Origin of the sequence: Actinopolyspora mortivallis (assembly GCF_003001495.1) — a bacterium.
Classification (GTDB): domain Bacteria; phylum Actinomycetota; class Actinomycetes; order Mycobacteriales; family Pseudonocardiaceae; genus Actinopolyspora; species Actinopolyspora mortivallis_A.
The window spans coordinates 1-14,722 of the sequence record NZ_PVSR01000037.1 but is presented as its reverse complement, the minus strand read 5'-3'; the positions used below and the strand labels follow the sequence as shown (position 1 = coordinate 14,722).

Below are 14,722 nucleotides of genomic sequence, written 5' to 3'. Positions count from 1 at the left end.
AGAGCCCCACGGCGAAGGAGGTGAGCGGTGGTGAGCACCGAGTCGGCCACTGTGGACGAGGAACTGCACGAGCACTTCACCCGCACGATCGAGCGGGACCAGCGGGTCGAACCCAGGGACTGGATGCCCTCCGGATACCGCAGGACCCTGGTGCGCCAGATCGCGCAGCACGCCCACTCCGAGATCATCGGGATGCAGCCGGAGGGCAACTGGATCACCCGGGCCCCCAGCCTGCGCCGCAAGGCCATCCTGCTGGCCAAGGTGCAGGACGAGGCCGGGCACGGGCTCTACCTGTACTCGGCGGCCGAAACCCTCGGAGTCGACCGGGCGGAGCTGACCGACAAACTCCTCTCCCAGAAGCAGAAGTACTCCTCGATCTTCAACTACCCCACGCTCACCTTCGCCGACATCGGGGTCATCGGCTGGCTGGTGGACGGCGCGGCGATCGTGAACCAGGTTCCGCTGTGCCGCTGCTCCTACGGGCCCTACGGGCGGGCGATGGTGCGCATCTGCAAGGAGGAGTCCTTCCACCAGCGGCAGGGCTACGAGCTGCTGATGACCATGATGAACGGCACCTCTCGCCAGCGGGAGATGGTGCAGGACGCCACCGACCGCTGGTGGTGGCCCTCGCTGATGATGTTCGGACCCCCCGACGGGGACTCGCCCAACACCCGTCAGTCCATGGAGTGGGGGATCAAGCGCCACACCAACGACGAACTCCGCCAGAAGTTCGTGGACATGACCGTGCCGCAGGCCGAGGCGCTCGGCGTGCGACTGCCCGACTCCGGGCTGGTCTACAACCCCGAGCGGGGTCACTACGACTTCTCCGAGCCCGACTGGGACGAGTTCCGGCGCGTGCTCGAGGGCAACGGCCCCTGCAACGCCCAGCGGATCGAACGACGCCGCGAGGCGCACCGCGACGGGGCCTGGGTCCGTGAGGCGGCCGCCGCGCACGCGGCCAAGCAGCAACAACGGGGGAGGGAAGCGGTATGACCGACTCGACCGACCGGAACCCGGAGCAGGGGCAGGTGCACCCTCCCGACACGGCCTGGCCGCTGTTCGAGGTCTTCGTGCGGGGCAAACGCGGGCTCAACCACGTCCACGTCGGCTCCTTGCACGCCCCCGACGAGCGGATGGCGTTGCACAACGCGCGCAACCTCTACACCAGGCGCAACGAGGGCGTGAGCATCTGGGTGGTGCGGGCCGAGCACATCACCGCCTCCAGCCCGGACGAGAAGGACCCCTTCTTCGCGCCCAGCGGGGACAAGGTCTACCGCCATCCGACCTTCTACGAGCTGCCGGACGACGTTCCGCACATCTGACCGGAACCCGAGTGCGAGGTTGTCATGTCCTTCGACAACGCTTACGAGGCCGTCACCGAGGCCCAACCCGACGGTGACACCCGGTGGGCCTTCGGCACCGGCTTCGTCGATCCGCTGGACGGGGTGGACACCACGGTCCCCGCCGGGGTGGACCGGGACGGGCTGGCCACCTACTGCCTGATGCTCGGCGACGACGCCCTGGTCCTCTCCCACCGACTGTCCGAGTGGACCACCCGCGCCCACGAGCTGGAGGACGAGGTGGCGCTGGCCAACATCGCCCTCGACCTGCTGGGACAGGCCCGGATGCTGCTCTCCCGCGCCGCCTCGGTGGCCGGTGACGGCGCGGACGAGGACTCGCTGGCCTACTTCCGGGACGAGCGCGAGTTCCGCAACGTGCGGCTGGTGGAACTGCCCCGAGGGGACTTCGGGCGCTGCGTGGCCGGGCTGCTGGTGTTCTCCACCTGGAGGCTGGCGGTGCTGAGTCGGCTGACCCGCTCCGCCGACCCGGTGCTGGCAGCCGTGGCCGCCAAGGGCGTGAAGGAGGTGACCTACCACCGGGACTACGCGGCCCGCTGGGCGGTGCGGCTCGGCGACGGGACCGAGTACTCGGCCCGGAGGCTGCACCAGGGCTTCGCCGACGTGCTGCCCTTCGTTCCCGAACTGTTCACCCCCCATGAGCTGGAACGGGAGCTGGCCCGGCAGGAGGTCGCCGTCGACCCGGCCCCGCTGCGCCCGGAGTTCGACGAGGTGCTGCGCACGGTGTGCACCACGGCCGGGACGGAGCTGCCCGAGGTGAGCACGGTGGGAACGCTGGCCGGAGGGGCGGGCAGGCACGGGGTGCACACCGAGCACCTCGGCTATCTGCTCGCCGAGATGCAGAGCCTGGCGCGCAGTGATCCGGAGGCGAGATGGTGACCCGCGAGCACGAGGACGTGGCGGCGGCCAGGGCGGTGGCCGAGACGGTCACCGACCCGGAGCTGCCCATGCTCACGCTGGCCGATCTCGGCGTGCTGCGCGAGGTCGACCTGGCGGAGGACGGGGCGGTGGAGGTGACCGTCACCCCCACCTACTCCGGGTGCCCGGCACTGGCCGAGATGCGGACCGACCTGCGGCGCCGCCTCGCCGAGGCCGGCTATCCACGGGTGCGGGTGCACACCGTGCTGTCCCCGCCGTGGAGCAGTTCCTGGATCACCGAGCGGGGCAGGCGCAAGCTGGCCGAGCACGGTGTCCATCCCCCCGACGACTCCGCCTCCGGTGACCAGGGCGGCGCGGGAGGGCCCGTGCCGTTGACGTTGGAGCCGCCACGGCGTCGGATCCGGTGTCCGCGGTGCGGTTGTCCGGACACGGAGCGGACCTCGGAGTTCGGTGCCACCGCGTGCAAGGCGCTGTACCGCTGCCTGGGTTGTCGGGAGCCCTTCGAGTACTTCAAGGAGATCTGAGTGTCCACTCCGACGGTTTCGCGCGCCGGCACCCGGCAGGGCGGTGCCTCCTTCCACACGCTGCGTGTGGCCGAGGTGCGGCGGCTGTGTGCCGACGCGGTGGCGGTGACCTTCGACGTGCCGGAGTCACTGGCCGAGCTGTACGACTTCCTGCCGGGGCAGTCGGTGACGCTGCGACGTCGTGAGGCCGACGGCGAGCACCGGCGCAACTACTCGATCTGCGCCCCGCGCGGGGAGCCTCCCCGTATCGGGGTGCGGCTCGTGCCCGGTGGCAGGTTCTCCGAGTGGTTGACCGGCGGGGTCGAGGTGGGCGACGAGATCGAGGTCTCCCCACCGACGGGGCGTTTCACCCCGGATCTGACCACCTCGGGAAGGCACGTGCTGGTGGCCGCTGGCTCCGGCGTCACCCCGATGCTGTCCATCGCGGGTTCGCTGCTGGCCGAGACCGACTCGACGGTCACGCTGATCTACGGCAACCGGCGCAGTGACACCGTGATGTTCGCCGACGAGCTCGCCGACCTCAAGGACCGCTATCCGTCCAGGTTCGAGCTGGTCCACGTGCTGTCCCGGGAGCCGCGCGAGTCCGAGTTGGTGACGGGGCGGCTGGACGCGAACAAGCTGCGGCAGCTGCTCGACGTGCTGGTTCCGCTGGACGGCTCCGAGCGCTGGTGGCTGTGCGGCCCCTACGGGATGGTCGAGGACGCCGGGCGGGTGCTCGGGGAACTGGGGGTTCCCGCCGAGCGCACACGCCGCGAACTGTTCTATGTGGACGAAGTTCCGCCCGAGCCGGTACGTCCCGAGGAACGGGAGTCGGACGAGACGGCGAGCACGGGACGCATCACCCTGGACGGACGTACCACCGAGGTGGCCCTGCCGGCCGACACGCCGGTGTTGGACGCGGCCCAGCGGGTGCGCTCCGACCTGCCCTTCGCCTGCAAGGGAGGGGTGTGCGGAACCTGCCGTGCCCGGCTCACCGAGGGCAGGGTGCGTATGCGCCGCAACTTCGCCCTGGAGCAGTCCGAGGTGGACGCGGGGTTCGTGCTCACCTGCCAGTCCCTGCCGCTGACGGAGACCGTGGCGGTGGACTACGACGCCTGACACCTCCGTGCCGCACGACCGGCGCGTCGGCTCCGTCCACACGGCCCCGGTGCGGTGGGTGCTCCCGCCGTGGGAGGGTCCGGGTTCGTCCGCCCCCGAACCCCGGGCCTTCCGGCGCGGTCGGGAGCCCCGCCGGTCACCTACTCCTCGTCCTGCAGGGCCTCCCCCAGGTCCTCGACGAGATCGCCGAGTTCCGCGGTGGGGGTGTCCTCCTCACCGAGGTTCTCCATCACTTCGCCCACACCCTCCAGTGCCTTGCCGAGCCACTCCACGAGAGCCCTCCGATCACCACGAGGGGGAAGAGGTCACTCCTCGTCCCCGCCGTCGTCTTCCTCGTCTTCCTCGTCGCCCTCGAACACCTCGTCGAGCATCATGCCGCCGACCACGCCGGCGGCGACTCCGGCCGCCCCCGCGGCCACCATGCCCCCGACTCCGGATCCCCCGGAGTGCTCGTGTTCCGACTTGTGGCCGCCGTGTCCACCAGGGACACCGGGTCCACCGAAGAAACCGCCCGACTGGGCGACGGCCTCCAGCCAGTTCGCGATCTCGGCGTGCCAGTCCGTCTCCAGCGCCTCCTCGTGGGAGCGGTGGATCCGTCCCAGCACGTCACCGCCACTGCGGAACAGCCCACCACGCCGGTCGGCCTCCAGCACGACGTCGACGCTGTCCGGGCGGGCGACGAAGGTGAGTTCGACCTCGTTGATCCTGCCGGTGTACTGCGGCGGGGCGAAGAACTCGATCTCCTGGTAGAAGGGGAACTCCTGGGCGATTCCCTCGATCCTGCCGTGTTCCACGTCGGCGCTCTTCAGCTGGGCCCCGCTGGCGAACAGCGCCTGGAGTACGGCCTGTTGCGACGGCAGCGGTTCCACGTGCAGGGGGTCCATGTCCCCGGTGTCGACCGCCTTGGCCACCGCCACCTCGGTGCGGACGCCCACCCGCATCCCCGGAAGGGGCTGTCCCCCCAGGGCGGTGATCGGGGTTTCCCAGGGCAGGGGAAGCTCGAAGGGAATGTTCGTGTACTGCTCGGCCTCCAGCCCGAACTCCCCGGCCACGGTCAGCCGTTGGAACTCCATCGTGCCCTGCTGGTCGTCGGCGGTCTCCACCTGGGCCACCAGCACCAAGTCGATCCGCTGTATCTGGGTGGGGCCGCTGGCTCCTCCGATGCGGACCTCACCGGCCACCCGCCCACCCGGGGAACACGGTCCTTCGTGGAGCACGGTGTCCACGGAGGGCCCACCGATACCGACTGCCTGCAACATGCGTTTGAACACGGGCGATCCTTCCACGACGGGACGTTCGTCGGTTTCGTCGCGAAAACGTACCGGAGATCCGGAAGGTTCCACTGTGGGGAGCACGTTCCGCGATCGTTACCTCGTCGTGAGTGAACACCCGCGACACCGTGGGGTCCGGCGGGACCGGGCGGGTCCCGCCGGAAGGTCGTCCGCGGCCGTGGGGCTCCGATCGTGCCGGAGACCTCCACGGCGCTGCTCGAGGCGGTGTCCGTCCGTGACACCGTGGGCAGAGCACCCTCCCGCCGAGGGGGAAGGTGTCCGCCGCGTGGGCGGCTCAGTCCGCCAGGTTGGCGATCGCCTGCGCCCAGCGGAAGTACTTGTTGGTTCCCAGGTCCCGCACCGTGCGGATCCCGAAGGCCTCGTCGAGCAGCTTGGCGTCGTTCTCGCTGACTCCCTGCAGGGCGGAGACCGGGGCGTCGGCCAGCTCGGAGAGCGGCTTCTCCTCGTAGTCCTTGATCAGCTTGTCGGCGATGTCGCTCATCCGGCTCCTTTCGGCACGAACGGACAGTGGCGTGTACTCCTGCGCGCTCTTCCTAACACGCTGCGAGTTCGGTCGGCCACACCGATGTTGATCTTGTCACTTCCGCCACGCCCGAACGGAGCACCACGCGCACGGCCGTTCGTGCCAGAGGTGATGCTCCGTCGAGGCGAACGGCGGCGAGCGCACGCGGCCCGGACGGGGGAACCTACTCGTCGATCTCGGTGACAACGAGCTCTCCCTGCTCCACCCCGGCCGCGCCGCCGGTGTGCTCGACGATCCACTCCTGGAACCGCGGAACGGTCTCCTCGGGCACCGCCACGTCGAACTCGACGCCCTCGCTGTAGCGCACCGCCAGCGGGAGCCACCCCGCGGAGCGCAGTTCGTGGTCGAGCTTGCCCGCCAGGGAGTGCGGCAGTGTCACCGTCACCGTCCTGACCCGCTTTCTGGGCACGGTTCCCACCGCCTCCAGCGCCCGGCTGACCGCCGCGCCGTAGGCCCTGATCAGACCTCCGGAGCCGAGCAGCACACCCCCGAAGTACCGCACCACCACGGCCACCGTGTTGGTCAGCTCGTTGCGGTGCAGCACCTCCAGGATGGGAACCCCGGCGGTCCCCGAGGGCTCGCCGTCGTCGTTGGACTTCTGCACCTGTCCCGCGTCCCCGAGCACGTAGGCGTAGCAGTGATGCCGCGCGTCCGGGTGGCGCCCCCGGCACTCGCGCACGAACTCGCGGGCCCGCTGTTCGGTGTCGACCCGCTGGAGCAGGCACAGGAACCGGGACTTCCTCTCGACGAGTTCGGCGGAACCCGCCTCGCGGATGGTGCGCATCTCTTCCTTCCCTCGTAGGAGCTCGCGACCCCGCCGGTGGCGGACCTCCGTCGGAACCATCATCGCCCGCCCCCGTGTTCCCGGCCGCCGCGGCGACCACGGACAGGTGTCCTCCCCTGTTCGTGACCACGGTCACTCCGGAGGGGCTGTGATCTCCGGCACGCCCCGACCCGGGGGCTCAGTCCCTGCGCACGCGTCCGATGTGTGAGAACGGCGGGTGCGGTTTTCCTCGCGTTGGCCGGACACGTACCGTCCATTCTCATGGAACAGTCATCGAGTCCGTTGGAGCCCGGCACGCGGGTGCGCGCTTCGTTCGGCCGTTTTCAGAACCAGATCGGAACCGTGGTCGAGACCGCGACCGGTCTGCCGGACGTGTTCGACGGTCCCGTGCTGTGGGTTCGTTTCGACGGGGACGAGGAACCCGGCCTGGTCGCGGGCCGCTTCCTGGAGCGTGCCGGCTGACCGGAACACCGGTCGGCCGCGCCTCCGGGGGTGTGACGCGGCCGGCGCCCGGGTCCACCGGCCCCGTTCCACTCGATCCTCGCTGTTCACCCCGGGATCGGCCTCCGACTGATTCGGATGTGAGAAAGGATAACTAACCCGACTCGAACGGTTCCGGATAAAATCGGCGTCGCAGGTGGGCCCCGTTGGTCGGGGATGCCCCGGCGGTTCGGCCCCGCCGGCGTGCAGGGAGACCGGTTTTCGAACGGACGGAGACGATGCGGGTTCTGGTCATCGGGGGAGGTATAGGCGGACTCGCCGTGGCCAAGGGCCTGCTCGACAGGGGACACCGGGTTCGGGTCTACGAACACGCCGACCGGCTGCGGGACGGTGGGGCCGGTGTGACCATCTGGAGCAACGGAACCGCGGCGCTGCGCGGGCTGGGTGTGTCCCTGGAGGGGATCGGACGCCGACTGCACAGCCTGCGGGCCATGACCGCCGGGGGCAGGCTGCTCTGGGAGGCCGACCTGGACGAGGTGACCGAACGTCTCGGCTCCCCCACCGTCGAGGTGCCCCGCAGCGAGCTGCTGAACCGGTTGGCCGCGACCCTGCCCCGGGAGATCTTCCGGTTCGGCAGGAAGTGCGTGGGGGTCCGCGAGTTCGCCGACCACGTGATCGCCGACTTCGCCGACGGGGACTCCGAGATCGGGGACGTGGTCATCGGCGCCGACGGACAGCGTTCCGTGGTGCGGCGCACGGTGCTGGGGGGCGAGCCCGCGCGGCTGACCGGATGGGCCAGTTGGCAGGGCCTCACCCACAGCGAGCTTCCCATCGCGCACGGATACCAGACCCTGAACATCGCGGGTCGGGAAGGACACTGTGGACTCATTCCCGCCGGCGGCGGCCTGCTGCACTGGTGGTTCGACATGCCCTGGGAGGAGGGGCGCCCCCGACTGACCGTGGCCGACCTGCGGTCGGTGTTCTCCGGGTGGCCGGAGCCGGTGGAGGCGCTGCTGGAGTCCGTCACCGACGAGGACCTCGGGTTCTTCCCGCACATCCGGCACCAGGTCCCCAAGGTGTGGGGCGGGCCCCGCACCACGCTGATCGGCGACGCCGCCCACGCCATGCCACCGGCGGTGGCCCAGGCGGCGAACCAGACGATGGAGGACGCCTGGCTGCTGTCCCGCGCGCTGTCCCTGGTGGACGGTTGGCCCGAGCCGATGCTGCGGGACTACGAGCGACAGCGTCGCCCCCGCGTGGCCAAGGTCTCCCGCACCGCCGCGTTGACCTCGGCGCAGCGACGCACCCCCCTGCAACGGATCGGCAAGTTCCCCCGGTGGATCGCCACCCGCAGCCAGGTGATCTCGCTGCGTTCCGGCAGCAACGTGCTCAGCGGGCTGAGCCGTCCCTCCGTGCGGATGGGCATGGCCTGAGCCTCCCGGACCCGTCGTTCACCGCTGGTGAGTTCGTCACTCCGGGAGCCGGGGCCGGGAGCCCGGGCACACGAAAAGGCGGGGTGTGTCCCCACACCCCGCCCGCTGCCGCCCGGGAAACCCGGCCGGGCGGGACTCACGCGCCGAAGACGTCCGGGTCCGGGCCGACCCGGTTGCCGGTCTCCAGCTCGCCGATCGAGGCCATGTCGTCCTCGCTGAGCTCGAAGTCGAACACGTCCAGGTTCTCCCGCACGCGGGACGGAGTGGCCGACTTCGGGATGGCGACGTTACCCAGCTGGATGTGCCAGCGCAGCACGATCTGCGCGGCGGACTTCCCGTACTTCTCGGCGAGCGTGCGCAGCCGGGAGTCCTCCAACAGCCCCTTGCCCTGGCCGATCGGGCTCCACGCCTCGGTGACGATGCCGTGCTCGGCGTGGAAGGCACGCAGCTCGGCCTGCGGCAGGTTGGGGTGCAGTTCGATCTGGTTCACGGCGGGGACCACGTTGGTCTCGTCGAACAGCCTGCGCAGATGCGCCTGGTGGAAGTTCGACACGCCGATGGCCTTGGCCCTGCCCTCGGAGTACAGCTTCTCGAAGGCCTTCCAGGTGTCCACGTAGGCGTCCTGGCCGGGCATGGGCCAGTGGATCAGGTACAGGTCGACGTACTCCAGCCCGAGCCTGTTGAGGCTGTCGTCGAAGGCACGCAGCGCGTTGTCGTAGCCCTGGCTGTCGTTCCACAGCTTGGTGGTGACGAACAGCTCCTCACGCGGCACCCCGGACTGGGAGATGGCCTTGCCGACCCCCTCCTCGTTGCCGTAGGCGGCGGCGGTGTCGATGCTGCGGTAACCGGCCTCGATGGCGGTCCGTACCGGCTCCACCACCTCCTCGGACGGGATCTGGAAAACGCCGAATCCCAGCTGCGGCATCGCCGCGCCGGTGTTGAGCGTGACAGTCGGAACGTTACTCATGCGGTGTTCCCTTCACGAGTGTCGAGTCGTGGCACAACCACCAGTCGGACCATCGCCGCCACGTCCGGACGGACGTGGCGGCCCACTCCTGACAACCACAGGAATCGATCAAGCATTCCCGCCGGGCCGATTCCACCACGGCGGACGGCGGTGCGCCCGGCGGTGCCCGGCGGATCAACGTTCCGCCGAGTGGCCCACCTCACTGGGCTCGCCTCCGCGCGGGGCAGGGGCGGTGTGCCTGCCGTGCACCTCCGTGGCGAGCTGGGAGCGGTCGACCGGCAGCACCCGGTCCAGCCGCCCGGACAGCAGGGCGAAGCCCAGCCCGACCAGGGCGAGCAGCGCACCCACCCAGCTGGGGGCGATGAGGCCGAAACCGCCGGCGATGACCAACCCGCCCAGGTAGGCGCCGAGCGAGTTGGCGATGTTGAAGGTGGACTGGATGCTCGCCGACCCCAGGGAGGGGGCCTCCTTGGCCTGGTCCAGGATGCGGGCCTGGATGCTCGGGATCGCGGCGAAGCCGGTCAGTCCCACCAGGAACACGTTGACCGCCACCGGCACGGTGTGTTCGGCGGTGAACGTGAACATCATCAGCACCACCGCCAGCGCGCTCAGGAAGCCGTACAGCGTCCGCATCGGGGAGATGTCGGCGAGTCTGCCGCCGAGGATGGTCCCCAGGGTCATGCCGGTGCCGAACAGGGCGAGCAGCACGGTCGCCCCCAGCGGGGTGTAGCCGCTCACCTGGACCAGCAGCGGTTTGATGTAGCTGTAGAAGGAGAACATCGCGGCGAAGCCGAACACCACCACGGCGAAGGCCAGCCAGACCTGGGTGCGTTTGAAGGCAGAGAGCTCGCCGCGCAGGCTGGCCTCGGCGGGCTTGGCCTGGCGGGGCACCAGCACGCTGACCGCGAGCAGCGCCAAGGCGCCGATCAGCGCCACGAACCCGAAGGTCCACCGCCAGCTGATGGCCTGTCCGAGCAGGGTGCCCAGCGGGACGCCGACGATGTTGGCCACGGTCAGGCCGACGAACATCAGCGAGATGGCGCGGCCGCGCTTGTCCCTGCTCACCAGGCTCGCGGCCACCACGGCGCCGATGCCGAAGAACGTCCCGTGCGGCAGCCCGGCGACGAACCGGGCCCCCAGCAGCGAGAGGTGGGTGGGGGCGAACGCCGAGAGCAGGTTGCCCACGATGAACAGCGCCAGCATGCTCAGCAGCATGGTCTTTCTGCGCACCCGCATTCCCGCGATGGTGAGCAGCGGGGCCCCGATGACGACCCCCAGCGCGTACAACGAGATGTAGCCGCCGGCGGCGGAGATCGACACGTTCATGTCGGTGGCCACTTCGGGCAGCAGCCCCATCATGACGAACTCGGTGGTGCCGATCCCGAACGCCGCGATGGCTAGTGCCAGCAGGGCAACAGGCAACGCTTTCTCCTCCGGTGTTGCGCGAACACGTCGACGACCGCGTCCGCCGCGGGCCGGTCGGTCCTCGCGGGCGGGTGTTTGGAGACGGATGACGGTCGGCTGGTGCGTGGGCTCCCGGGCCCGGACGGGGCACGCGACGTCGCGCACCCGGACCAGAACAACGCTATCGGTTCGAGAAGTGTTCCTGCATCGATTATGAACGCTGCCACGCCCCTGACAACAGGTTTCACTCGACAGGAGGACGGCGCGGCTGGGGGAGCGCGCTGTTCGCCGGGAGAATGGACGGGCACCGGCACCACCGCCGCCGTCGCCCCTCCCCGCGTGTTGGCGGAGCCGGAGGACGGAGGTAATAGCCTGTCCCGGCACGGCGTGTAACACCGATGGAGGAGTCGTCCTATGGATGGTGCGCTTTCTGTGGGGTGGGGCGGCTGGACGGCCGTACCGACGGAGCTGGCTCTGGATAACTCCGTGAGCCTGCAGGCCAGAGCCGCCTACGCACTCATCCAGGCCACCGGCCGTCTCCGGTTGGACGACTTGGCCGCAGCCGGAGCCACCGACCCCGTGGCCGTGGTGGCCGAACTGGAGCGCAGCGGTTGGCTGACCGGCTCCTCCCGGGAGGGCGGAGTGCACTGGACCGTCCACGCCGGGGCGGTCTCCCGCGGCGAACGGACCTCGCTGGCCACCGAGGTCACCGCGCCGGTGGCCCGAACGAGCCGCCGGGAGCCGGAACCCGCCGCCGGACCGGAACCCGCCGGTTCCGGGGAGCCCTCCTCGGCGAACACGCTGAGCTCGGAGAGCATCGTCCGTCAGTGGGCCGAGCAGCAGAAAACCCCCTTCCCCGACCGGGTGCTGGAGAAGCTGGCCGCCGAGATCCGGACGAAACGGGAGCAGTCCCCGCTGGCCAACACCGGTGACCTCATAGCGGCCCTGAACATCTGGAAGGAGAAGAAGGCCGCTCCGAGCAAGTTCCCCGAGTGCTACGGCGAGGCTCTGCAGCGTTCCGCCCGCAACGTCTACGAGAGCCCGTCGCCGGGCGCGGCGGTGGCCAAGACGGCGACGGCCCCGCCCACCAAGGGCGAATCCGGTTCACGTCGGAGCGTGGTCCCCGACTCGAAGGAGACGGCCGGAACCCGCACCCGACCGCTGCCGGGGCACTGCGGCGATCCCCAGTGCGACAACGGCTACATCGAGCAGGAGGACGGCCGGGTGCGCAAGTGCCCGAAGTGCCTGCCCGAGCCCGCCTTCGGTCGCAGGGCCTTCGACCTTCCGCGACAGGCGCACTACGTGGCCGCCAGGAACAGGCAGCGCCTGCGTGCGAACATGACCGGAAAGACCGACGAGGGCCCGGTCGTCGACGCCGAGGGAGTCTCGAACGAGGAGGAAGCCTGATGGAGACCTACGATCTCCCCGAACTCTTCCAGCTCGTGGCCAGCTACGACAGGTCGTTCGAGTCCCTGGCCTACCCGAAGACGGAGCAGCAGCAGGGCAAGGCCGATCTGACCGCGGAGTCCTGGGCGGCCGCGCTCGGCGACATCCCCGCCGACTTCGCCAAGTCGGTGGTGGTCGAGCACTACCGCAGGAACTCCACCTCGGTGTCGACGAGCGTGATCCACCGGGAGTGGGTGGAGTACCGCAACCAGCAGATCCAGAAGGCCGAGAGCGCCGAGATCCGGGCGAAGCGCCGCCCCTCGGCCGAGGAGTCGCTGCGGGGTTGGGAGCGGGCCACGGCCGCCCTGCTGGAGGCCCGGGGGCAGGATCCGGACGAGGCGATCGGCGACATCCGGGCCCGTCGGGCGGTGTTGCAGGTCAAGTGCCCGGTGTGCAAGGCACCCCCGGGCCGGGGGTGTGTGGTCAACACCGGCAGGCGGATCCAGCCGCTGTCCAACAACAACTCCCACCCCTCGCGGTTCGAGGCGGCGGGCATCGAGCAGCAGCGCCCCACGCTCCCCCCGCGTTCCCGCGAGTACCGTGAGGAGATCCCCCTGGCCGAGCAGCCGCCCGTGGCCGAGTAGCGCTCGGGGTGGGGTGAGTCCGGACGGCGGGGCCCGTGGTGGACGGCGGCTGTCCGCTGATCCGTGAGATCCCGCCCCGTCCTGCCGTGCCCGCGCCGCCCGGGGGCCGGTGCCGTGAGGGCGCCTCAGGTGGGGTTGTCGTTGTCGGCCCTGCCGCACCGCGTGACGTGGGCCTCCAGCTCCATCCGCTCGCTCATGTGCGGGTAGTGCAGCTCGAAGGCGGGGCGGGAGGAGCGGATCCGGGGCAGTTCGTGGAAGTTGTGCCGTGGCGGCGGGCAGGAGGTGGCCCACTCCAGCGAGTTGCCGTGGCCCCAGGGGTCGTCGACGTCGACGCGGGTGCCGTAGCGGTAGCTCTTGAACACGTTGTACAGGAACGGCAGCATCGACGCGCCGAGCAGGAACGCCCCGGCGCTGGAGATCACGTTGAGCACGGTGAACCCGTCGGTGGGCAGGTAGTCGGCGTAGCGGCGGGGCATCCCCTCGTTGCCGAGCCAGTGCTGCACCAGGAACGTGGTGTGGAAGCCGATGAAGGTCAGCCAGAAGTGCGCCTTGGCCAGCCGTTCGTCCATCATCCGGCCGGTCATCTTCGGGAACCAGAAGTACAGGCCCGCGAACACGGCGAAGACGATCGTGCCGAACAGCACGTAGTGGAAGTGGGCCACCACGAAGTAGGTGTCCGAGACGTGGAAGTCCAACGGCGGGGAGGCCAGCAGCACGCCGGTCAGCCCGCCGAACAGGAAGGTGACCAGGAAGCCGACGCTGAACAGCATGGGTGACTCGAAGGTCAGCTGCCCGCGCCACATGGTCCCGATCCAGTTGAAGAACTTGATGCCGGTGGGCACCGCGATCAGGAAGGTGGTGAAGGCGAAGAACGGCAGCAGCACCGCCCCGGTGACGAACATGTGGTGGGCCCACACCACCACGGACAGGAACCCGATCGTCCAGGTCGCGTAGACCAGTCCGGTGTAGCCGAACAGTGGCTTGCGGGAGAACACCGGCAGGATCTCGGTGATGATGCCGAAGAAGGGCAGCGCGACGATGTAGACCTCGGGGTGGCCGAAGAACCAGAACAGGTGCTGCCACAGCACGGCTCCGCCGTTGGCGGGGTCGAACACGTGCGCGCCCAGGTGGCGGTCGGCCAGCAGACCGAACAGCGCCGCGGTCAGGATCGGGAAGGCGATCAGCACCAGCAGGCTGGTGACCAGGATGTTCCACACGAAGATCGGCAGCCGCCACATGGTCATGCCCGGGGCGCGCATGCATACGATCGAGGTGATCATGTTCACCGCCCCCAGGATGGTGCCGAGCCCGGAGACGATCAGCCCGGTGATCCAGAGGTTGCCTCCGATGCCCGCGCTGTGCCCGGCGCGCGCCAGGGGGGTGTAGGCGGTCCAGCCGAAGTCGGCCGCGCCGTCCGGGGTGACGAAGCTGCCGATCACGATCAGGCCGCCGAACAGGAAGAGCCAGTAGGAGAACGCGTTCAGCCGGGGGAAGGCCACGTCGGGGGCGCCGATCTGCAACGGCAGCACCACGTTGGCGAATCCGAAGAGGATGGGCGTGGCGAACAGCAGCAGCATGATCGTGCCGTGCATGGTGAACAGCTGGTTGTACTGTTCCTGGCTGACGATCTGCATCCCCGGCAGCGCCAGTTCGGCGCGCAGGAACATCGCCAGCAGCCCTCCGACGAGGAAGAACGCGAAGGCCGTGCTCAGGTAGAGCATCCCGATCTGTTTGGGATCGGTGGTGCGGGTCATCGCGACCAGCACCGAGCCCTTCGGGGCGCGGACCCGTTCGGAGGCGCGCGTGGGCACCGGGGTGGGGCGTGTGCCGGAAGTAGCCATCCCGTCTCCTTCGGCTCGTCGGCCGGCCGCCCCAGTCTTGCTCCGTTGTCGTGAGCTCGCAAAACGTGTTCGTCCCTCGATGGGTTGATGTTCGTCGTCCGAGGAGTGTGGAGGGCGGCGTGGCCGGTGGCGCGGGGGCTTCCTCCAC

The 14,722-nt window shown here is 69.7% G+C and carries 16 protein-coding genes; 9 read left to right on the top strand and 7 right to left on the bottom strand.

The window, feature by feature from the left end; translation table 11 throughout:
* Window positions 1-27: 27 nt before the first annotated feature.
* From paaA to paaE, 5 genes are read left to right on the top strand one after another with little or no spacing between them, the layout of a single operon-like run.
* Entirely contained in the window at window positions 28-993 is a 966-nt protein-coding gene (paaA, locus tag CEP50_RS16380; RefSeq protein ID WP_181188420.1) for a 1,2-phenylacetyl-CoA epoxidase subunit PaaA, read from the top strand.
* Window positions 990-1,322, top strand: coding sequence for a 1,2-phenylacetyl-CoA epoxidase subunit PaaB (paaB, locus tag CEP50_RS16375; protein WP_106114828.1), 333 nt, complete (start codon window positions 990-992; stop codon window positions 1,320-1,322). Before paaA ends, paaB begins: the two co-directional genes overlap by 4 nt.
* Before the next feature lie 24 nt (window positions 1,323-1,346).
* A complete protein-coding gene (gene paaC, locus CEP50_RS16370) occupies window positions 1,347-2,237 on the top strand; it encodes a 1,2-phenylacetyl-CoA epoxidase subunit PaaC (protein ID WP_106114827.1) in 891 nt (296 codons plus the stop codon).
* Complete coding sequence (gene paaD, locus CEP50_RS16365) at window positions 2,231-2,761, top strand: 1,2-phenylacetyl-CoA epoxidase subunit PaaD (RefSeq protein ID WP_106114826.1); 531 nt, start codon at window positions 2,231-2,233, stop codon at window positions 2,759-2,761. Before paaC ends, paaD begins: the two co-directional genes overlap by 7 nt.
* Window positions 2,762-3,859, top strand: coding sequence for a 1,2-phenylacetyl-CoA epoxidase subunit PaaE (gene paaE, locus CEP50_RS16360; protein WP_106114825.1), 1,098 nt, complete (start codon window positions 2,762-2,764; stop codon window positions 3,857-3,859).
* Window positions 3,860-3,999: 140 nt separating this feature from the next.
* On the opposite strand, the gene CEP50_RS20635 is transcribed toward paaE, so the two are convergent.
* The 4 genes from CEP50_RS20635 to CEP50_RS16345 all read right to left on the bottom strand — a co-directional run bounded on the left by CEP50_RS20635 (window position 4,000) and on the right by CEP50_RS16345 (window position 6,458).
* On the bottom strand, window positions 4,000-4,131 hold the full coding sequence (locus tag CEP50_RS20635; RefSeq protein ID WP_258175347.1) for a hypothetical protein: 132 nt from the start codon (window positions 4,129-4,131) through the stop codon (window positions 4,000-4,002).
* A gap of 33 nt (window positions 4,132-4,164) precedes the next feature.
* The gene (locus CEP50_RS16355; protein WP_106114845.1) at window positions 4,165-5,130 is read right to left on the bottom strand and encodes a sporulation protein; all 966 of its coding nucleotides are present in this window, start codon (window positions 5,128-5,130) and stop codon (window positions 4,165-4,167) included.
* 295 nt (window positions 5,131-5,425) lie between these two features.
* Window positions 5,426-5,632, bottom strand: coding sequence for a hypothetical protein (locus CEP50_RS16350; RefSeq protein ID WP_106114824.1), 207 nt, complete (start codon window positions 5,630-5,632; stop codon window positions 5,426-5,428).
* Between the two features lie 205 nt (window positions 5,633-5,837).
* Complete coding sequence (locus tag CEP50_RS16345) at window positions 5,838-6,458, bottom strand: YigZ family protein (protein WP_106114823.1); 621 nt, start codon at window positions 6,456-6,458, stop codon at window positions 5,838-5,840.
* A 261-nt stretch (window positions 6,459-6,719) separates the two neighbouring features.
* Between CEP50_RS16345 and CEP50_RS16340 the strand changes: the two genes are divergently transcribed.
* Both CEP50_RS16340 and CEP50_RS16335 read left to right on the top strand, forming a co-directional pair.
* The gene (locus tag CEP50_RS16340; RefSeq protein ID WP_051099128.1) at window positions 6,720-6,920 is read left to right on the top strand and encodes a hypothetical protein; all 201 of its coding nucleotides are present in this window, start codon (window positions 6,720-6,722) and stop codon (window positions 6,918-6,920) included.
* A 257-nt stretch (window positions 6,921-7,177) separates the two neighbouring features.
* On the top strand, window positions 7,178-8,332 hold the full coding sequence (locus CEP50_RS16335; protein ID WP_106114822.1) for an FAD-dependent monooxygenase: 1,155 nt from the start codon (window positions 7,178-7,180) through the stop codon (window positions 8,330-8,332).
* Window positions 8,333-8,468: 136 nt separating this feature from the next.
* On the opposite strand, the gene CEP50_RS16330 is transcribed toward CEP50_RS16335, so the two are convergent.
* Window positions 8,469-9,299, bottom strand: coding sequence for an aldo/keto reductase (locus CEP50_RS16330; RefSeq protein ID WP_106114821.1), 831 nt, complete (start codon window positions 9,297-9,299; stop codon window positions 8,469-8,471).
* 174 nt (window positions 9,300-9,473) lie between these two features.
* Complete coding sequence (locus CEP50_RS16325; protein WP_106114820.1) at window positions 9,474-10,721, bottom strand: MFS transporter; 1,248 nt, start codon at window positions 10,719-10,721, stop codon at window positions 9,474-9,476.
* A gap of 468 nt (window positions 10,722-11,189) precedes the next feature.
* On the opposite strand from CEP50_RS16325, the gene CEP50_RS16320 reads away from it, so the two are divergent.
* Window positions 11,190-12,110, top strand: coding sequence for a hypothetical protein (locus CEP50_RS16320; protein ID WP_258175346.1), 921 nt, complete (start codon window positions 11,190-11,192; stop codon window positions 12,108-12,110).
* A complete protein-coding gene (locus CEP50_RS16315; RefSeq protein WP_106114818.1) occupies window positions 12,110-12,733 on the top strand; it encodes a zinc finger domain-containing protein in 624 nt (207 codons plus the stop codon). The genes CEP50_RS16320 and CEP50_RS16315 overlap by 1 nt, the downstream gene beginning before the upstream one ends.
* 125 nt (window positions 12,734-12,858) lie before the next feature.
* Here CEP50_RS16315 and ctaD read toward each other — a convergent pair whose 3' ends face one another.
* Window positions 12,859-14,574 carry an aa3-type cytochrome oxidase subunit I gene (gene ctaD, locus CEP50_RS16310; RefSeq protein WP_106114817.1) on the bottom strand — a complete coding sequence of 572 codons (1,716 nt, stop codon included), beginning with the start codon at window positions 14,572-14,574 and terminating at the stop codon, window positions 12,859-12,861.
* Between the last annotated feature and the right edge of the window lie 148 nt (window positions 14,575-14,722).